Annotated in this window: 21 protein-coding genes and 2 pseudogenes; 6 read left to right on the top strand and 17 right to left on the bottom strand. The window is 67.9% G+C overall.

Translation table 11 applies throughout. The annotated features are described in order from the left end of the window. Window positions 1-24: 24 nt before the first annotated feature. The 10 genes and pseudogenes from FHU39_RS21735 to FHU39_RS21690 all read right to left on the bottom strand — a co-directional run bounded on the left by FHU39_RS21735 (window position 25) and on the right by FHU39_RS21690 (window position 4,886). Window positions 25-346, bottom strand: a pseudogene (locus FHU39_RS21735) (HigA family addiction module antitoxin). Continuing rightward, a complete protein-coding gene (locus FHU39_RS21730) occupies window positions 321-602 on the bottom strand; it encodes a type II toxin-antitoxin system RelE/ParE family toxin (RefSeq protein ID WP_183322827.1) in 282 nt (93 codons plus the stop codon). The pseudogene FHU39_RS21735 and the gene FHU39_RS21730 overlap by 26 nt, the downstream one beginning before the upstream one ends. Before the next feature lie 85 nt (window positions 603-687). Next, window positions 688-945 carry a type II toxin-antitoxin system RelE/ParE family toxin gene (locus tag FHU39_RS21725; RefSeq protein ID WP_183322826.1) on the bottom strand — a complete coding sequence of 86 codons (258 nt, stop codon included), beginning with the start codon at window positions 943-945 and terminating at the stop codon, window positions 688-690. Beyond that, a complete protein-coding gene (locus FHU39_RS21720; RefSeq protein WP_183322825.1) occupies window positions 942-1,184 on the bottom strand; it encodes a type II toxin-antitoxin system Phd/YefM family antitoxin in 243 nt (80 codons plus the stop codon). The genes FHU39_RS21725 and FHU39_RS21720 overlap by 4 nt, the downstream gene beginning before the upstream one ends. A gap of 272 nt (window positions 1,185-1,456) precedes the next feature. Further along, window positions 1,457-1,729 (bottom strand): annotated as a pseudogene (locus FHU39_RS24465) (Abi family protein); the annotation flags it as partial. Between the two features lie 456 nt (window positions 1,730-2,185). Then, window positions 2,186-2,575 carry a VOC family protein gene (locus FHU39_RS21710; protein ID WP_183322824.1) on the bottom strand — a complete coding sequence of 130 codons (390 nt, stop codon included), beginning with the start codon at window positions 2,573-2,575 and terminating at the stop codon, window positions 2,186-2,188. Further along, window positions 2,572-2,871 (bottom strand): HigA family addiction module antitoxin, encoded by a 300-nt coding sequence (locus FHU39_RS21705; RefSeq protein ID WP_183322823.1) that lies wholly within the window; start codon window positions 2,869-2,871, stop codon window positions 2,572-2,574. The genes FHU39_RS21710 and FHU39_RS21705 overlap by 4 nt, the downstream gene beginning before the upstream one ends. Window positions 2,872-2,879: 8 nt before the next feature. After that, a complete protein-coding gene (locus tag FHU39_RS21700; RefSeq protein WP_183322822.1) occupies window positions 2,880-3,161 on the bottom strand; it encodes a type II toxin-antitoxin system RelE/ParE family toxin in 282 nt (93 codons plus the stop codon). 33 nt (window positions 3,162-3,194) lie between these two features. Then, window positions 3,195-4,268, bottom strand: coding sequence for a redox-regulated ATPase YchF (ychF, locus tag FHU39_RS21695; RefSeq protein ID WP_183322821.1), 1,074 nt, complete (start codon window positions 4,266-4,268; stop codon window positions 3,195-3,197). A 12-nt stretch (window positions 4,269-4,280) separates the two neighbouring features. Beyond that, window positions 4,281-4,886, bottom strand: coding sequence for a TetR family transcriptional regulator (locus tag FHU39_RS21690; RefSeq protein ID WP_221185799.1), 606 nt, complete (start codon window positions 4,884-4,886; stop codon window positions 4,281-4,283). An 80-nt stretch (window positions 4,887-4,966) separates the two neighbouring features. On the opposite strand from FHU39_RS21690, the gene FHU39_RS21685 reads away from it, so the two are divergent. Continuing rightward, the gene (locus FHU39_RS21685; RefSeq protein ID WP_183322820.1) at window positions 4,967-5,746 is read left to right on the top strand and encodes an alpha/beta hydrolase; all 780 of its coding nucleotides are present in this window, start codon (window positions 4,967-4,969) and stop codon (window positions 5,744-5,746) included. 48 nt (window positions 5,747-5,794) lie between these two features. Then, complete coding sequence (locus FHU39_RS21680; protein WP_183322819.1) at window positions 5,795-6,997, top strand: DNA recombination protein RmuC; 1,203 nt, start codon at window positions 5,795-5,797, stop codon at window positions 6,995-6,997. 5 nt (window positions 6,998-7,002) lie between these two features. Here FHU39_RS21680 and FHU39_RS21675 read toward each other — a convergent pair whose 3' ends face one another. Both FHU39_RS21675 and FHU39_RS21670 read right to left on the bottom strand, forming a co-directional pair. Continuing rightward, entirely contained in the window at window positions 7,003-8,055 is a 1,053-nt protein-coding gene (locus FHU39_RS21675) for a 4-hydroxy-3-methylbut-2-enyl diphosphate reductase (RefSeq protein WP_183322818.1), read from the bottom strand. 51 nt (window positions 8,056-8,106) lie between these two features. Next, on the bottom strand, window positions 8,107-9,363 hold the full coding sequence (locus FHU39_RS21670; protein WP_183322817.1) for an alpha/beta fold hydrolase: 1,257 nt from the start codon (window positions 9,361-9,363) through the stop codon (window positions 8,107-8,109). Window positions 9,364-9,417: 54 nt separating this feature from the next. On the opposite strand from FHU39_RS21670, the gene xseA reads away from it, so the two are divergent. Together xseA and FHU39_RS21660 are read left to right on the top strand one after the other, a co-directional pair. After that, window positions 9,418-10,647: an exodeoxyribonuclease VII large subunit gene (gene xseA / locus FHU39_RS21665; protein ID WP_183322816.1), complete on the top strand. Its 1,230-nt coding sequence runs from the start codon at window positions 9,418-9,420 to the stop codon at window positions 10,645-10,647. Window positions 10,648-10,667: 20 nt separating this feature from the next. Then, window positions 10,668-10,913 (top strand): exodeoxyribonuclease VII small subunit, encoded by a 246-nt coding sequence (locus tag FHU39_RS21660; RefSeq protein WP_183322815.1) that lies wholly within the window; start codon window positions 10,668-10,670, stop codon window positions 10,911-10,913. Here FHU39_RS21660 and FHU39_RS21655 read toward each other — a convergent pair. Beyond that, window positions 10,910-11,545 carry a DUF4245 family protein gene (locus FHU39_RS21655; protein WP_183322814.1) on the bottom strand — a complete coding sequence of 212 codons (636 nt, stop codon included), beginning with the start codon at window positions 11,543-11,545 and terminating at the stop codon, window positions 10,910-10,912. The two genes, FHU39_RS21660 and FHU39_RS21655, sit on opposite strands and share 4 nt — an antisense overlap. A 107-nt stretch (window positions 11,546-11,652) precedes the next feature. On the opposite strand from FHU39_RS21655, the gene glpX reads away from it, so the two are divergent. Continuing rightward, the gene (glpX, locus tag FHU39_RS21650; RefSeq protein ID WP_183322813.1) at window positions 11,653-12,660 is read left to right on the top strand and encodes a class II fructose-bisphosphatase; all 1,008 of its coding nucleotides are present in this window, start codon (window positions 11,653-11,655) and stop codon (window positions 12,658-12,660) included. 20 nt (window positions 12,661-12,680) lie between these two features. After that, the gene (locus tag FHU39_RS21645) at window positions 12,681-13,598 is read left to right on the top strand and encodes a carbohydrate kinase family protein (protein ID WP_183322812.1); all 918 of its coding nucleotides are present in this window, start codon (window positions 12,681-12,683) and stop codon (window positions 13,596-13,598) included. A 5-nt stretch (window positions 13,599-13,603) separates the two neighbouring features. On the opposite strand, the gene FHU39_RS21640 is transcribed toward FHU39_RS21645, so the two are convergent. From FHU39_RS21640 to FHU39_RS21625, 4 genes are all read right to left on the bottom strand, one after another. Then, complete coding sequence (locus FHU39_RS21640; protein ID WP_183322811.1) at window positions 13,604-14,302, bottom strand: SDR family oxidoreductase; 699 nt, start codon at window positions 14,300-14,302, stop codon at window positions 13,604-13,606. Window positions 14,303-14,434: 132 nt separating this feature from the next. Continuing rightward, a complete protein-coding gene (locus FHU39_RS21635; protein WP_183319556.1) occupies window positions 14,435-15,670 on the bottom strand; it encodes an IS110 family RNA-guided transposase in 1,236 nt (411 codons plus the stop codon). 318 nt (window positions 15,671-15,988) lie between these two features. After that, window positions 15,989-17,251: an ABC transporter ATP-binding protein gene (locus FHU39_RS21630; RefSeq protein ID WP_183322810.1), complete on the bottom strand. Its 1,263-nt coding sequence runs from the start codon at window positions 17,249-17,251 to the stop codon at window positions 15,989-15,991. Window positions 17,252-17,273: 22 nt separating this feature from the next. After that, the gene (locus tag FHU39_RS21625) at window positions 17,274-18,122 is read right to left on the bottom strand and encodes a carbohydrate ABC transporter permease (RefSeq protein WP_183322953.1); all 849 of its coding nucleotides are present in this window, start codon (window positions 18,120-18,122) and stop codon (window positions 17,274-17,276) included. Window positions 18,123-18,134: the final 12 nt, after the last annotated feature.

Genomic DNA, 18,134 nt, shown 5'->3' with positions numbered 1-18,134 from the left:
GGCGACCCACAGCCACCAGCACGGTCATCCGGTCTTCAGCGGCCTAATCGCCTGGACCTTGTCACGCAGCGCGCGCCGCTCAAGGCGCAGCTCGTAGTTCGAACTGCAGGTTCATCCAGAACTCCTCGGACGTGCCGAAGTAGCGCGCCAGGCGGATCGCCGTATCAGCAGTGATGCCGCGCTTGCCGTGCACGATCTCGTTGATGCGCCTCGGCGGCACGCCGATCGACACTGCGAGTTTGTTCTGCGTGATTCCGAAACCCTCGATGAAGTCCTCCATCAGGATCTCTCCCGGGTGGATCGGCTCGATCAGATCGGTCTCAGTGGTAGTCGACGAGTTCGACATTGTCTGCACCTCCATCACTCCAGACGAAGCAGGTGGGCCACTGCGCGTTCACACGGATGCTGTGCTGCCCACGGCGATCGCCGACCAACCGTTCCAGCCGGTTCCCAGGAGGAATCCTGAGGTCCTCGACATCCTTCGCCGCATGAACCAGCCCGAGCTTCCGCAAGGCCGATCGCTGCACCGTACGGTCGACGCGCTTGACGTACTGCTCATGCCAGGTGCGCTCGGTGTCCTTACTGTCGAACGATCTGATCACGGGACAAATACATAACGACATCCGTCATTAACGCTGGACGTTAAACCGGAACTCCACCGGGTTTCGTCACGTAGGACCATCTGCGTCATCGCCGGTAGACGTCACGCCTGTTCCCTGCCGCGACGACCATGACAACGAGTTCGTCGTCATGGACCTCGTAGATGACCCGCCAGTTCCCCGTGCGAACCCGCCACGCGTCACGGCCAGTGAGCTTCTTCGACGCTGGCGGTCGAGGCTCGTCAGCCAGCAGGACGAGTACGGCGGCGACTCGCTCCTGGCCATCACGCGGGAGCTTACGGATCTGACGACGCGCGGCAGACGCGATTCGAACCGTGTAGGTCACAAACCGAGCTCGCGACGGAGCTCATCGAGCGTGACGCTCTCTCCGCCTTCGGCCTTCGCCGCGTCGTAGGCCGCGATGTCCTCTAGCTCCTCGGCCGCCTCCATCAGCCGATCGAGGGTGTCGGCATCCACGATCGCGCCCACCCGCCGATCGTGGCGGGTGAGGTACACGGGCTCGGTGTGCGCTCGGTCGATGAGCCGACCGAGCTGGTCGCGCGCCTTGGTTGCGGTGATCTCCATGACTCAAGAGTACCCCAAAATGTACATTCTCGGGGAAATCGATGCCGGGACCGACGCTGCCCGAGACTCGACGGCAGACCTCTAGCCGAGCTCCTCTTGGAGGGCGCACCGGTTCCGGAGATCGACCAGGGCCCGCACTCTCGGTAGGCGAAGCCGGCTTTGGCGATTCCGGTGCTCGTCGCGACGAAGTCGGCGAGGTTGCCGCCCGCGCCTCGCTCGATGGCCTTCGACAGCGTGCCGAACGACCAGGCTTCGACGGCTGACCACACCGGGAGCTTGCTGTAGTCGGCGCGGTCGACACCGGACTCTCGGTACCGGAGGATGTGGCGGTCCTTGTTGCGATCGATGTCGCGCAGGCATGACTCGACGGTCGGCTCACGGTCACCGACGTCGATGTAGAAGCTCTCCTCGAGATACCGGCCGTAGGCGCCGCGCTCGTCGGCGATGACGCGGGCGACGTGCGAGCGGAGCATGAGCTCGACCTGCGCGAGCGGCCGGACGAGCGCAATGCGCAGCGCCGCGTCAGCGTCGTAGACGGCGCGGATCTCGTCGAAGGTGACGCCCGGACTGAAGTCGTCGTCGCCGAGGTGGAGAGCCTTCTGGAACTAGCGTGCATAGCCTGAGAACCGGTAGTAATTCGTGGCGGCAAGGAAACCGGCGCATGCAAGCTCGTCGGCAACGGCGAGGCCCCCCTGACCATGAGGCCGGTCTGCTCATCCCAGGAGAGACTCGGCTTCAAACGGCACCCCGGAAAGAAAGAGGCCCCTCCCATTTGAGCTTCTTCGAGAGGCTTGAGGGGCGGGTCGATTGTATTCCACAACAGCCGACGCGGCCGACAGACACCATCCGACGAGAGCGAAGTGGCGGCCATCGTCTCGGGCCACACGTGCCTCGTTGCCGGCAGACGTTAGAACGCGAACCTCCATTCCACCGAGTTGCGGCATCGAGCAACCTCTCGCCTGATGCGCGACCAACAGCGCCGCGGTCGCCCCTTCGATTCGTCAGTCGATCGCCGTACAACTACCGGGATCAGCAGCCAAAATGGCCTCGAACTCGTGGGCTCCCTGGAGCACACAGAACACATTGCCTTCCGGGTCGCACATGACCGTCCACCCCTCCTGCCCTGCCTGGGCCACATCCATCCGGCGTGCGCCGAGGCTGAGGGCGCGCGATACCTCGGCTCCCGCGTCGTCGGGGCGCAGATCGAGGTGTAGCCGCCCCACAACAGCGGTGCTTCCCATCGGTTGGATAAGCAACGACGGACCGTCTCCACACAGCAGCACAGAGTCACTGTGATTGGGGCTGACTTTGTATCGCAGGAAGTCGCGCCAGAAGCGGCCAACCAACGCCACGTCCCGCGCCTCGATCGTGATGGTGTGGACGCGAATCATGCAGACTTCAGAGGATCGATCGCGTCGATCTGCTCGGCCACGCGATCCTCCGCGAGCTCCAGGTCGTAACGGGTCTGCAGGTTGAGCCAGAACTGCGGTTCGATCCCGAAGTAGCGACCCAGCCGCAACGCGGTGTCCGCCGTGATCGCACGCTTGCCGTGCACGATCTCGTTGATCCGCCGCGGCGGCACACCGATCGACACAGCGAGCTTGTTCTGCGTGATCCCGAAGCCCTCGATGAAGTCCTCCATCAGGACCTCACCGGGATGGATCGGCGGGTACAACTTCTCAGCCATCTCTCCTCCTAGCGGTAGTCCACGATCTGCACGTCCTCGGCACCGGCATCGGTCCAGCGGAAGCAGATCCGCCACTGGTCGTTGATCCGGATGCTGTGCTGGCCCAGCCGATCGCCCTTGAGCGCCTCAAGACGATTCCCGGGCGGCACCCTCAGAGCGTCCAACGTCGTTGCAGCGTCGAGCAGATGCAGCTTGCGGTTAGCAGCCTTGTGGATCCGTGGATCCAATCGTTTCGCCGGTTCGCGACGCCAGACCTTCTCGGTATCACGGTCAGCGAACGATCTGATCACAGGAGCAGCATATAACGCCTGACGTCATTAACGCTAGACGTTAAATCGGAATTCCACCACGTCGCCGTCGGCCATCACGTAGTCCTTGCCCTCCATACGCGCCTTGCCGTGGGCGCGGGCCTCCGCGACGGAGCCGAGCTCGATGAGGTCGTCATACGAGATGACTTCCGCCTTGATGAAGCCCTTCTGGAAGTCGGTGTGTATGACGCCGGCGGCCTGCGGCGCCGTCCACCCTCGATGGATGGTCCACGCCCGCGACTCCTTCGGGCCCGCCGTGAGGTAGGTCTGCAACCCGAGGGTGCGAAAACCCTTGTGCGCCAGCTGGTTCAGACCTGACTCGGTGGCGCCGAAGCCCTGCAGCATCTCCAGGGCGTCCCCGTCCGACATCTCGGTGAGGTCCATTTCCAGCTTGGCGTTGAAGAAGATCGCCTCCGCGGGTTCGACCAACTTCTGCAGCGATGCCTGCAACTCGGTGTCGGTCAGCTGGTCCTCGTCGACGTTGAAGACGTAGAGGAACGGCTTACCGGTGAGCAGACCCAGTTCGCGGATCGGCGCGACGTCGAAGCCCTTGGCGAAGAGCGTGTCCCCGGCTTCAAGGATCCCCTGTGCCTCCTTGGCCGCGTCGAGCACCGACTTGTCGGTCTTCTTTCCCTTGACCTCCTTGTCGAGACGCGGCAGCGCCTTCTCCAGGGTCTGCAGGTCGGCAAGGATCAGTTCGGTGTTGATCGTCTCCATATCGGACTCGGGCGACACCTTGCCGTCGACGTGCGCGACGTCGTCGTCCTCGAAGACCCGGATGACCTGGCAGATCGCGTCCGCCTCGCGGATGTTCGCCAGGAACTTGTTGCCCAGCCCCTCCCCCTCGGAGGCGCCGCGCACGATGCCGGCAATGTCCACGAAGGAGACGGTCGCGGGCACGGTCTTGTCGGACTTGAAGAGTGCGGCGAGCCTGTCCAGACGTTCGTCCGGCAGCGGCACCACCCCGACGTTCGGCTCGATGGTCGCGAACGGGTAGTTCGCGGCGAGCACGTTGTTCTTGGTCAGTGCGTTGAACATGGTCGACTTGCCGACGTTGGGAAGTCCGACGATTCCGATGGTGAGTGCCACGGGTTCAGGAGTCTAGTGCGGCTGCGGGCTCGCGCCGAGATCGGCATACCTGCCCACCGTGGCGTCGAGTGCCGCGAGACACAGCGCGACGTTCTGCGCGGGGCTGATCCGCTCGTCGACGAGCGCGGCGAGGCTGGTCACCCGCACGAAGGCGATCCAGCCCTCGAACGCGGCCTCGGCGACCGGACGGGACTCCCCCGTGCACCCGGCGGCGTCCAGCACGGTCCCGCCCAACGCCCGGAAATGTGCCGAAACCGGCTCGCGGACAGCCGGATCCGCGGCGACCGAGCTGCGGTTGGCGATGAGGACCAGGTGCGCGTGCTCGCCATAGAAGCGCAGGTATGCCGCCAGCCGCCCGGCCACCCAGGTGCGCACTGTCCCCGTCTCGGTGGGGTCCGGTGCCTCATCCAGCTTCTCGTGGGCACGCCGCCAGATCGCCGCGAAGAAGTCGGCCTTGGACGGGAAGTAGTGGTAGAGCAACGCCCTGGTCACTCCGGCGTGACGTGCGATCTCCTCCATCGTCAGCTCTTCGAAATCGCCCTGCCCGAAGATCGCCTCCCCGGCGTCCAGCAACTGCGCCCGGCGCTGCTCCGGGCTCATGCGACGGCGGTTCGGCACGGCTCACAACCTAGTTGGGACCCTGGCGAAGTGGGTGCATGTACGTTATTTTACTCCTGTCAAATAACTGGAGGTGCGCGATGATCGCCACCATTGAACGGGGCACCCGATCCCCCGGCCGGCCGTCGATCCTCTTCGTCCACGGCGCCATGCACGGCGCGTGGGCATGGGATGAACACTTCTTGCCCTGGTTCGCCGATCGCGGCTGGCACGCGGTGGCACTCGACCTGCGCGGCCACGGCGCCAGTCCCGCGGACCGCTCGGTGCTGTGGGCGAGCATCCAGGACTACCTCGACGACCTCGGCGAGGTAGTCGGTTCGCTGCCGGAACCTCCTGTCCTGGTTGGTCATTCACTGGGCGGGTTCGTGGTCCAGCGTTACCTGGAGCGGCACGACGTGCCGGCAGCGGTGCTCGTCGGCTCCACTCCGCCGAGCGGCGGGATGCGGCTGACGCTGCGCGTCATACGACACAGCCCGGCCGCAGCCGCGCGGGCGTTCGCGACGCTTCGCCTGCTGCCGTTGTTCGCCACACCGCGGGCCACGCGCTACTGGTTCTTCTCGGCGGACGCGCCCGCCTGCGACGTCGAGACCTGGGCCGCACGGCTGACCGACGAGAGCTTTCGGGCGGTCATCGACACGGTGACCCGACCGGTGCGCACCCGGCGGGTCGGCACGCCGTTGCTGGTGGCCGGCGGCTCGCAGGATCGGACCGCCACGCCGCACGACGTGGCGCTCACCGCCGGCCGGTACGCCGTCACCCCGGTGCTCTGGGACGGCCTGCCGCACGACGTCATGCTCGACGCCCGGTGGGAGCGCGCCGCGTCATCCATCGACGACTGGCTGCGGCAGACGCTCGCCTGATCGGGCCGGTTGCCGATGGTTGTCGGCACCTCCTGCTTGGCTGCACCCATGACCGGATTCGTGATCGGCCTCGTCGCCGGCGCACTGCTCGCCGCCGGTGTCACCTGGGCGCTGCTGCGTCAGACGTATGCCGCCCGCCGCGCTGCCCTGGGCACCGAGCGTGACCTGTTGCGCGAGCGCGTCATCGACCTGGAGTCCGCCGTGGCCGACGACCAGCAGACCGCGGCGGTCCTCGCGCCGCTGAGTGCGACCCTCGGGCGTGTCGAGAAGCAGGTCGCGACGCTGGAGCGCGACCGGGTCGAGCAGTTCGGTGAGCTGGGGGCGCGACTCGCCGAGGTGGGCCGGGTCGCCGGGGCGCTGCACCAGGAGACGACGCAGCTGTCAGGGGCGCTGCGTGCCACGTCGACCGGCGGCACCTGGGGCGAGGTGCAGCTCCGGCGCGTCCTGGAGCACTCCGGGATGCTCGCGCACTGCGACTTCGAGGAGCAGGTCACTGCCGTCAGCCGGCACGACGCGACCATCCGCCCCGACGTGGTCGTCCGGCTGCCCGCCGGCCGGGTGCTGGTGATCGACAGCAAGGCACCGACGCGCGCCTTCCTCGACGCGCAGGCCGACCACCTCACCCCCGTCGATCGTGACCGGCTGCTCGATCAGCATGCGAAGGCACTGGTCCGGCACGTGGACGCCCTGGCCGCCAAGGCCTACTGGAGCGCGTTCGAGCAGTCCCCGCAGCTCGTGGTCTGCTTCGTCCCTGCCGACGCCATGCTTGCCGCCGCGCTGCGGCAGGACCCATCGCTGCTCGACCGGGCGATGAGCCGCAAGGTCGTGCCCGCCTCACCGAGCACCCTGCTGGCACTACTGCGCACCAGCGCCGCCGCCTGGCAACAGGACAGCCTCGCGCGCGGCGCGCGCGAGCTGCTCGCCCTCGGCCAGACGCTCTACGACCGGCTCGGCACCATGGGGCGGCACACCGCCAAGGTCGGGCAGTCGCTGACCCGGTCGGTGGAGGCCTACAACGCGATGATCGGCACTCTCGAGTCGCGTGTCCTGGTGACGGCGCGGCAGATGCACGCCCTGGGTCTGGCGCAGGACGCCCCGCCGGAGCGGCTGCGCGCGGTCGAGACACCAGCCCGCCCACTCACCGCACACGAGCTGATCGACGCGCTGGACGAGGACGTGGCTCGCCCGACGCTTGACTTCCGGGACCCGGCCACGCGACCGGGCGACGCCGACGTGCCCGACGCCGGCTGAGCGGATCAGCGCAGCGATTCGGCGTCGCTGAGGGATCCGGCGTCGTGCTTCATCTGGTCGCTGATACCGGCGGCCTTGAGGTCGCGCCGCAACTCCTTGGGCAGCGCGAAGAGGAGGCTCTCCTCCGCCGCCGTGATCGCCTCGACGTCGGCATACCCGCGCTCGGCGAGGAAGTCGAGCACGTCACGCACCAGGATCTCCGGCACCGAGGCCCCCGAGGTCACACCCACGGTGGTCACGCCGGCCAGCCACGCCTCGTCGATCTCGTCGGCGTAATCAACCAGGTGCCCGTCGCGGGCGCCGTGCTCCACGGCGACCTCGACCAACCGCACCGAGTTGGACGAGTTGCGGCTGCCGACCACGATCATCAGATCGGTGCGCGGCGCCATCTGCTTGACCGCGAGCTGGCGGTTCTGGGTGGCGTAGCAGATGTCGTCGGACGGCGGGTCCTGCAACTTCGGGAAGCGCTGCTTCAGCCGGCGGACCGTCTCCATCGTCTCGTCGACCGACAGCGTCGTCTGCGACAACCAGACCAACTTCTCGGGGTTGCGCACCTCGACGGTGTCGGCGTGCTCGGGCGACTCGACCAGCACGATGTTGTCCGGTGCCTCACCCGAGGTGCCCACGACCTCCTCGTGGCCGGCGTGCCCGATGAGCAGGATGTCGTAGTCGTCCGAGGCGAACCGGCGCGCCTCCCGGTGCACCTTGGTCACCAGCGGACAGGTGGCGTCGATGGTCCGCAGCGACAGCGCCCTGGCCTGGTCCCGCACCACCGGGGCGATGCCGTGCGCCGAGAAGATCACGGTCGCGCCCTCGGGCACCTCGTCGGTCTCGTCGACGAAGATCGCACCACGCTTCTCCAAGGTCGCCACGACGTGCTTGTTGTGGACGATCTGCTTGCGCACGTAGACGGGCGGCCCGTAGAGGTCGAGGGCCTTCTGCACCGTCACCACGGCACGGTCGACACCGGCGCAGTAACCGCGCGGAGCCGCCAGCAACACGCGCTTGTGCTGGTCGGCGACGGCTTGGTCGATGTCGGTCGGCACGGGCGAAGTCATACCCCCATGCTAAGTGCCTTCCGGAGATCGGCCCGACAGGGCGGTTGCGGGTCAGACCTTGCCCGCCAGCATGTCGGTCAGCCGTTCGATGACGGCACCGGTGCGCAGGCCGTCGTGCTCGTACTCGTTGGTCACCCACGGCCGCACGTTGCCGACCCGTCGGGCGGTGTCCAGCGAGAGGTCGGCGTCGACATACATGTCGTCGAAGTAGACCGCAGCCACGACCGGGACGGTGTTGTCCGCCAACCGGTCGAGGTCGTAGAGGGCGGGCCAGTCGTCGACCGCGGCCAGGATGTCGGCCGCCTCCGCGAAGGGCCGCAGCAGCGGGATCTGGTCGAACATCCAGCGGAACATCGTCTCCCCGGTGAACAACAGCCGCCCGGCATCCACCGCGAACTCCGGCCGCCGCTCGATCTCCCGGTCCGCCGCCCAGCCGGTTGGCTTCCCCGGGGCGCCGTAGCAATACTCCTGCACGGCGTAGATCGGCCCGTTGACGTATGACGTCTCGACCATCACCGACTCCCGGAAGCGATCGGCGAGCTGGTCCCCGTCCCAGGCGGTCTCCAGCAGCCAGTGCACGTGCTCGAAGCCGTAGCTCATCCCGAAGGTGCTCCCGATCAGCCGGAACCGCTCCGGCGTCAGCCGCGAACCGTCCGGCAGCACCACCTCGTGCGCCGTGAGGTGGTCCGCAATGCGCCGCACCGCGGCCACGTCCTCCGGGTACCGCTCGTAATAGGCGGCGTTCTTGCGCGCGATCCGCGGGAAGGTGCGCGCATAGACGTCCTCGGCGGTCGCCTCGAGACCGGCCAGCCCGCCGGTGACCATGCAGCCGGCGAGCCCTTCGGGTGCCTGCGACAAGTAGGTCAGCGTGATGAAACCGCCGTAACTCTGGCCGAGCGTCGTCCATGGCGTGCCGCCCGCGACCTGCGTCCGGAAGATCTCGGCGTCTGCCACGATGCTGTCGGCCCGGAAGTGCCGCAGGTGTTCCGCGATCTCCGCACCGGTCATCCCCGCGGTCGAACGCGTGGTCACGGGAGTCGACCGACCGCACCCGCGCTGGTCCAGCAACAGCACCCGATGCGTCCTGGTGACGTGCCCGAGCCAGCCCTCGGCCTTCATCGGCCGCGGGCTCTCCCCGCCGGGCCCACCCTCCAGGTAGACCAGCCAGGGCAGATCCTCACCGACCTTGTCGACCGCCACCGCCTCACGGGCGAACACCTCGATCGTCGCGCCGCCCGGGTCGGTGTGGTCCAGCGGCACCGGCAGCGTGTGGTCGGTCAGTGCAAGACCGGGGATGCGGATCGTCATACACCTCAGGCTAGTTCGACCAGGCGCGACGCACTCACCATCTACAGTGACCAGATGACCAACCCACTGCCCGAAAGGGCCGCCGACACCACCGCGGAGAAACCGTGGCCGGTGCGCACCCTCTCGGTGAAGATCAGCGACTACGTCGACAAGATGTCGCCGCTGTGGGTCGAGGGGCAGATCGTGCAGCTCAACCGGCGACCCGGGGCGCCGACGGCCTACGTCACGCTGCGCGACCCCGAGGTCGACATGTCCCTGTCGGTCACGGTGCACGTCAACACGCTCGACGCGATGGGACCGGGGCTGCAGCAGGGCGCGCGGGTCGTGGTGCACGCCAAGCCGCGGTTCTGGACCAAGCGCGGCACGTTGCACCTGGAGGCCCGGCAGATGCGGCCGGTCGGGGTCGGGGAGCTGCTCGCCCGGTTGGAGCACCTCAAGCAGCTGCTGCGCAGCGAGGGCCTCTTCGAACCGTCCCGCAAGAAGCCACTGCCGTTCTTGCCGCGCACGATCGGGCTGATCTGCGGGCGCGCCAGCGCTGCCGAGAAGGATGTCGTCGAGAACGCCAGACGCCGTTGGCCCGCAACCCGGTTCGAGATCCGGCAGGTCGCGGTCCAGGGTCCCGACACGGTCCCGCAGGTCACCGCCGCGCTCGCCGAACTCGACGCGGTCGCCCACGTCGACGTCATCGTCATCACCCGCGGCGGGGGTGGCTTCGAGGACCTGTTGCCGTTCAGCAACGAAGCCCTCGTGCGGGCCGTCGCCGCCGCCCGCACACCGGTCGTGAGCGCGATCGGACACGATGAGGACACCCCGCTGCTCGACTTCGTCGCCGACGTCCGTGCCTCGACCCCGACCGACGCCGCGAAGCGGATCGTGCCGGATCTGGCCGACGAGCTGGACGGGCTGGCCGAGTCGCGGGCGCGCGGCGCCGGCGCCCTGCACCGCCGGCTCATCGTCGAACGCCGGCATCTGGAGCAGCTGCGCAGCCGGCCGGTGCTGGTGGCACCGGAGACGATGGTCGCCACCCGACGCGCGACCGTGGAGGCGCTAAGGGACCGCTCGCGATCGCGGGTGGGCCACCGGCTGGAGCGGGCGCACGACCAGATCGCGCACCTGCGTGGCCAGCTGCGCGCGCTGTCCCCGCTGCAGACGCTGGAGCGTGGGTACGCCGTGGTGCGGCACACCGACGGCCAGGTGGTGACCGATGTCGCGACCGTGGAACCCGACGAACTGCTGCGGGTGACGGTCGCATCCGGCGACTTCGCGGTCACGCCGGTGTCCTGACGACGTGATTGACTGCGGGTATGCCGAAGAAGGACGCACCCGACGACGCCACGACGAATGCCGATGTGGCCGAGCTCGGCTACGAGGAGGCACGCGACGAGCTCGCGGCGATCGTGGCGCGTCTGGAGAGCGGCACCGAGACGCTCGAGGAGTCGATGCGGCTCTGGGAGCGCGGTGAGACGCTCGCCGCACACTGCGAGCGCTGGCTGGACGGGGCCCAGCAGAAGATCGATGCCATGACGGCCGGGGCCGCGGACGGCGACTAACCGGCTGCGGTCGGTCCCTTGGTCGCGAGCGAACTCCTGCTGAGCGGCTTGAGCGCCTTCGCGAAACGCGTCAGCTGCGACCAGTCCCCGGTGCCGTCGACGACCGTCGCGAGACCGCCGAGCGGAGTCGACCGCACCAGGCTGCGCTCCCCGCCATCGCTGCGTTCGGTCTTGGCCCACTTCACGCCGTCGATCGTGACGGTGCCCTGGGCGGCTCCGTCGCCGGTCTGGGTGTTCACCCAGTCGTCGCTGGTGTCCTCGGTCTGCAGCACCCGGATGTACTTCCCGCCGGACACGTCATACCCCGCCTGCCAGGTCGGCGGCAGGTGCTCTGCCGTCACGAGGCGGACGTTGACCGGTTGCCAACCCTTGGGCAGCCCGTCGGCGACCGCCGGGTCCCAGTGCTGCGCGATCCCGACCTCCCGAGCGATACCGGCGATGTCGGCGACCGGGGCGGCGGGCTGGTCGGACCGCGGCACGAACGCCCACCAGCCGATCACCGCGAGCACGACGATCACCGTCGAGATGACCATGCTGCGCACTGATCCCAGGCCGCGTCGCCGCGTGGGCGGCTGGTCCGCGCCCGGTGCGGGGGGCGGGCTCGGCCGGTCGGTGGGTGTTCCCGTACTCACACGCACCATGGTCCCAAACCGGCGATGCCCGGTCGTGCCCCGGGCTGCTGCCCGGGACCGATAGAGTCGTTGCCGCAGCCACTCCGAGACCTCTCCGAGGAGATCCCATGCCGTCCGACAGCGTCACCCCGGAAGCCCCGGACCGTAACCTTGCGCTCGAACTGGTCCGTGTGACCGAGGCGGCGGCGATGGCCGGCGGTCGCTGGGTCGGCCGCGGGGACAAGAACGCCGCCGACGGTGCTGCCGTCGCCGCGATGCGGCACCTGGTCGCCTCCGTCTCGATGAACGGCGTCGTCGTCATCGGCGAGGGTGAGAAGGACGAGGCGCCGATGCTGTTCAACGGCGAGCGCGTCGGTGACGGCACCGGACCGGACGTCGATGTCGCCGTGGACCCGATCGACGGCACCACGCTGACCGCGAAGGGTATGACGAACGCCGTGTCGGTCATGGCGGTCAGCGAACGCGGCTCGATGTACGACCCCAGCGCGGTCTTCTACATGGACAAACTGGCCACCGGGCCGGAGGCGGCCGACGTGGTCGACATCCGCCTGCCCGTCGCCGAGAACATCCGGCGGGTCGCGAAGGCGAAGCACGGCAGCGCCTCCGACGTCACCGTGGTGTTGCTGGACCGGCCGCGGCACGTGGCGTTGGCGGAGGAGATCCGCAACGCGGGGGCCCGCATCCGTTACGTCTCCGACGGCGACGTCGCGGGCTCGATCATGGCGGCCCGCCCGGACACCGGCATCGACCTGCTGCTCGGCATCGGCGGCACCCCGGAGGGGATCATCAGCGCCTGCGCGATGAAGTGCATCGGCGGCGTGCTGCAGGGCCGGCTGTGGCCCAAGGACGACGACGAGCGGCAGCGCGCCATCGATGCCGGGCACGACCTGGAGGCCGTGCTGACCACCGACGAGTTGGTCCGCAGCGACAACTGCTTCTTCGTGGCCACCGGCATCACCGACGGCGAACTGCTGCGCGGTGTCCGCTACCGCGGCGGCGGCTGCACCACCCACTCGCTGGTCATGCGGTCCAAGAGCGGCACCATCCGCTCCATCGAGGCCGTGCACCCGATGGCGAAGCTGCAGCAGCTCGCCGGCGGGTTGCTCGACGGCTGAGAGTGAAGGGAACCCATCCGATGGTCGACACCCTGGTGGTCGGCGAAGCACTCATCGACATCGTCCAGCCCGTCGACGGTCCGGCCACGGAGCACGTCGGTGGCAGCCCGTTGAACGTCGCGATCGGGCTGGCCCGGCTGGATCACCCGGTCCGGCTGGCGGCATACCTCGCGGACGACGCACACGGCGAACTCATCAGACGGCAGCTCGCGGCCGACGGTGTTCCGCTGGTCGACGGCAGTACGACGGCGCCCCGCACCCCGACGGCACGTGCGACCCTGGACGGAAACGGTTCGGCCACCTACGAATTCGACCTGACCTGGGACGTACCGTATCCGCTGCCGACCGACGTCGGGCACTTCCACACCGGCTCCATCGCGTCAGCGCTGCAGCCGGGTGCGACGAAGGTGGCCGACGCCATGCTCCTGGCTCGGCGCCACGCGACCGTGTCGTTCGACCCGAACCCGCGTCCCTCGCTCATCGGCGAGGCGCGGGACGCGCGGGCGCACCTGGAGCAGCTGATCGGCTGTGCCGACGTCGTGAAGGCCAGCGACGAGGACGTCGCCTGGCTCTACGGCGGCGCGGTCGACCCGGCGGAGATCCTGGCGTTGTGGGGTCAGCTCGGCGCATCCCTGGTGGTGGTGACGCGTGGCGGCGACGGCGCCCTGATGCACGTCACGTCGACCGGTGAGACCGCGACAGTCCCCGGCAGAAGCGTTTCGGTGGTCGACACCGTCGGCGCCGGGGACTCGTTCCAGTCGGGGCTGTTGTCCGCGCTGCTCGACGCGGGCCTGCTCGGCTCGGTCGAGGCACGCGACCGGCTGCGGCGTGCCGGACTGGCCGAGCTGCGCCCTGCGGTCGACCGCGCCATCGCCGCCTCCGCGATCACCGTCAGCCGGGCGGGCGCCAACCCCCCGACCAGGACCGAGCTGGGCTGATCGTGTCAGCGAGGACGGATCGATAGATCCTCCACGCAGGCCTCCTGGGGCGCCGAGAGCACGAATCGCACTGCGCTCGCGACGGTTTCGGGCCGTAGGTAGCGCGCCTCGTCATACTCACCACACTCGAACGACCGCAACTCACGCTGCATGTCGGTGGCGGTACGACCGGGGTAGACGGTCGACACACGCACGCCCCGCGGGCGCAGTTCCTCGCGCATCGAGTCCGCGACCGCCCGCACCGCGAACTTCGATGCTGAGTAGGCGCCGCCCGGGCCGTGGGCACGCAGCCCGGAGCCGGAGTTGACGACCACGACGGTGCCCTGCGCCGCGACGAGCGGCTGCAGCAGCAACCGGGTCAGGTCCGCCACCGCCACCACGTTGGTCTCCAGGGTCTGCCGCCAGCCGGCCCGGCGCAGGTCGGTGAGCGCACCGCTGCCCAGCACGCCGGCCGAGTGCACCAGCCCGTCCAACCGGTCCAGCCCACCGAGCTCTTCGACCGCCCCACCGACCGCGTCCTCGTCGGCGAGGTCGGCGACGAAGGGACGCGCCGACGGCAATCGGCCGCAGACCGCGGACACCTCCGCCGCCGACCTGCCGCCGACGATGAGGTCGTGATCCGGTGCGAGCAGGTCGGCAACCGCACGCCCGATGCCACGGGTGGCGCCGGTGACGAGGACGGTGGGCCGGTTCGCTGCGCTCATGGCCCCACCCTAGGCGCCCCCACACCGACAGGCCCAGAACACACTGAGAGGCCCAGTCGTTCCGGGTTCGTTACCCGGAAACCACTGAGCCTCTGTAACGAAGATAGGTGCGTGGCGTTGTGTCCTGGGTTGTCAGGCTGCGGGTGTGAGGGTGACGGTGTAGCCGAGGTCGCGGAGCATTTTCAGGGCACGTGTTTTCGTGCGGTCCGGGCGTAGCCGGGTGTAGTAGTCAGCGCCGGGTTCCTGGTAGGGCTGGCCGGTGTGGCCCATGGCCCAAACGATGGACAGCAGGGTGCGTTCGATCGCGACGATGGCTTTGAGTTTGCCGCGGCGGGCAGCGATGCGGTGATACCGGGCGCCCAGGCGCGTGTTTCTGGTGCGGGAAACCGACATGGCCGCGATGCCCAGGGCGCCTTTGAGGTGGGAGTCCCCGGGACGGGCCGTGGTCGATCCCGTGCGTCCGGCGGACTCGTTTTGCCCGGGCGCGACCCCGGCCCACGCGGCCAGGTGCCCGGCGGTGGGAAACACGCTCATGTCCGCGCCGGTCTCGGCGATGATCACGTCCGCGACGGTGGTACTGATTCCCGGGATCGCGCAGATCAAGTCCCGGAAGGAGCGAAAGGGTTCGATCTGTGCCTCGATCCGCTGGGTCAACGCGGCGATCGCTGCGTCGTCCTGGGCGATGCGTTCCAGGGACATCCGCACCAAGAACGCGTGATGCTCAGTGAACCGGCCGGTCAGGGCTCGTTGCAGGTCCGGGCGCTTGTTGCGCATGCTGCCGCGGGCCAACTCCGACAGGGCGATCGGGTCGCGTTGCCCGGCGACCATCGCGGTCAGCATGTCGTGACAGGACACCCCGCTCAGGTTGGAGGCCACCGAGGACAGTTTGATCCCGGCGTCCTCCAACTGCTTTTCCAGCCGGGCGATCTTGCGGGTCCGTTCGTGGGTGATCACCTCCCGGGAACGGGTCAGATCCCGCAACGCCCGGATCGGTGCCGGCGGCACGAAGCTGGATCGCACCAGCCGGTGTGCGCACAAGTCCGACAGCCAGGTCGCGTCATTGACGTCGCTCTTGCGGCCGGGGATGTTCTTCACGTGCCGGGCATTGGCCAAGATCAGTTCGAACCCGGCGTCCTCGAGCAGGTAGTAGAACGGTTTCCAGTAGTCACTGGTCGATTCCATCAACACCCCGGTCACCTGCTGATCGATCAAGTACTGGCGTAACCCGAGGATGTCATCAGTCATCGAACCCCAGTCCGTGACCTCATACCCGGTCTTGCGGCGGCGAGTGCCTTGTACCCGGACACAGACTTTCGCGCCCTTTTTTGCGATATCGATCCCGGCACACCGGGCGTGTACTACTTCCATCACGGCCTCCTTCAGACCGCCGCCGGCCCGGCCCCAGGACCGGGGTCGGGTGCGTGTTGCGGGGAGGGCAGGAAAGAAATGAAGTCTGTAACGCGTGCTCGTAGCAACAATCCACGGTTCCCGTGGAGCCCTCCGCCACCATGCTCGGTGCCAGGCTCACCATGGCGCTAGAGAGGAACGGCGTCTAACCGCAACACACTCCACCAGTGTCCCGCCAACAGCCCACGAACAGCCAGCCACCACCACCAGAAATCTTCCCCACCCACGGTGGGCCAAGCGAAGCGGCCCGGCAAGCTCGGTGTTTGCTGGGCCTGTCGGTCAGGCGGACTTCTCGGTGTCCGCCGCGTCGCGCTTGCGGGCCCGCTCCAGGGCCGCCTTGCGCATCTTCTCCGAGTCGGCCGCGATCTCCGCCGCCTTCTCCTCGTCACGGGTGAGGTTGTCGCCCGTGTGCGGGTCGAAGACGTGCATGACGGCCGGGTTGAAGGCCAGCTGCGCCTCGTCCCCCTCGAGCACCCGCGAGCGCGGGTCGAGGTTGACGATCATCTGGGTGCGCAGACCCTCACCATCCAGGTCGCGGTCGAGTTCCTCGAGTTGCTCCCGGACCGCACCGTCCGCCTCGTAGGGAATGTAGGCGTACTGCTCGTTGCCCAGCCATTCGGTCTGGTCGACCACGGCGTTGAACTTCACCGAGTGCTCCGGCCCCGACTCGACGGTCGTGTCCTTCAGGTGCTCGGGGCGAAGGCCGACGATGACGACGTCCTTGCCCTTGACCTTCTCGGCGAGCTCGCCGTCGACCGGCACGTCGACGAACGGCAGCTTCAACGTGTTGCCCTCCACCCGGGCCGGCAGGAAGTTCATCGGCGGGGAGCCGATGAAGCCGGCCACGAACAGGTTGACCGGCTGTTCGTAGAGCTCCCGCGGAGACGCAACCTGTTGCAGCACACCACGTTTGAGCACGCAGACCCGGTCGCCGAGGGTCATCGCCTCGGTCTGGTCGTGGGTGACGTAGATCGTGGTGATCCCGAGACGACGCTGCATCCGGGCGATCTCCGTGCGCATCTGGCCGCGCAACTTCGCGTCCAGGTTGGACAACGGCTCGTCGAACAGGAACGCGTCGGCCTCCCGGACGATCGCCCGACCCATCGCGACCCGCTGCCGCTGACCACCGGACAGGTTGCCCGGTTTGCGCTCCAGGTGCTCGTCGAGCTCCAGCATCGACGACGCCTGGCGCACCTTCTGGTCGATCTCGGCGTCGCTGTGCTTGCCCTTCTGCAACCGCAGCGGGAACGCGATGTTCTCGTAGACGGTCAGGTGCGGGTAGAGCGCGTAGTTCTGGAACACCATCGCGAGGTTGCGGTCGCGCGGGGCCAGGTCGTTGACCCGCTTGCCGTCGATCTCCAGGTCGCCGGACGTGATGTCCTCCAGCCCCACGACCATCCGCAGCAGCGTGGACTTACCACAACCGGACGGGCCCACCAGGATGACGAATTCGCCGTCCTTGATGTCCAGGTTGACGTCGTTGACGGCCGGGAAGCCGTCACCGTACTTCTTGACAATGTGGTTGAGTTCGATGCTCGACATTGATCTCTCCTTTACAAGGGCGTCAGCCCTTGACGGCGCCAGAGGTGAGTCCGGCAACGATCCTCTTCTGGAAGAACAGTACGAGGATCACGACGGGAATGGTGACGACGACCGCTGCCGCACAGATGGCGCCGGTCGGCTGGACGAACTGGCTGGCCCCGGTGAAGAAGCTCAACGCGGCGGGGACGGTCTGCGCGTGCTGTGCCGTGAGGTTCGACGAGAAGACGAAGTCGTTCCACGCGGTGAAGAACGCGATGATCGCCGTGGTGAAGACACCGGGTGCCGCGAGCGGCGCGATGACCTTCACGAACGCCTGCCAGCTGGAGGCACCGTCCACCTGTGCGGCCTGCTCCATCTCCCACGGGATCTGCTGGAAGAACGCGGACAGCGTCCAGATCGACAACGGCAGCGTCAGCGTCAGGTAGGGAATGATCAACCCCGGAAGGGTGTCGAACAGCCCGATCTGCCGCCACAGGTTGAACAGCGGCGTCACCATCGCGATGACCGGGAAGAACGACACCGCGAGCGACGTCGTCAGGATGAGCTTCTTGCCCGGGAAGTCCAGCCGCGAGATCGCGTAGGCGCAGAACGTCGCGAGCACGACGCTGATGACCGTCGACACCACACAGACGATGATCGAGTGCCACAGCGCAGGCACGAACAGATCGGACGCGCCACCGGAGAAGATCAGCTTGTAGTTGTCCCAGCTGATGTGCTTCGGCCAGAAGTTGCCCAGCACGTTCTGGCTCGAGTCACCGAGCGCGGCGGTGCCCTTCAGCGAGGTTGCGACGATCCAGAGCAGCGGGATGAGCGTCCAGATCATGATGACGATCGAAACAACGCCGAGGCCGTTCTTGGCCCTGTTGCTCATGTTGGTCTCCAC

The sequence above is a fragment of the Flexivirga oryzae genome (genome assembly GCF_014190805.1).
Classification (GTDB): Bacteria; Actinomycetota; Actinomycetes; order Actinomycetales; family Dermatophilaceae; genus Flexivirga; species Flexivirga oryzae.
Note: the sequence above shows the minus strand (reverse complement) of the source record. Positions and strands in the feature narration are given on the sequence as shown.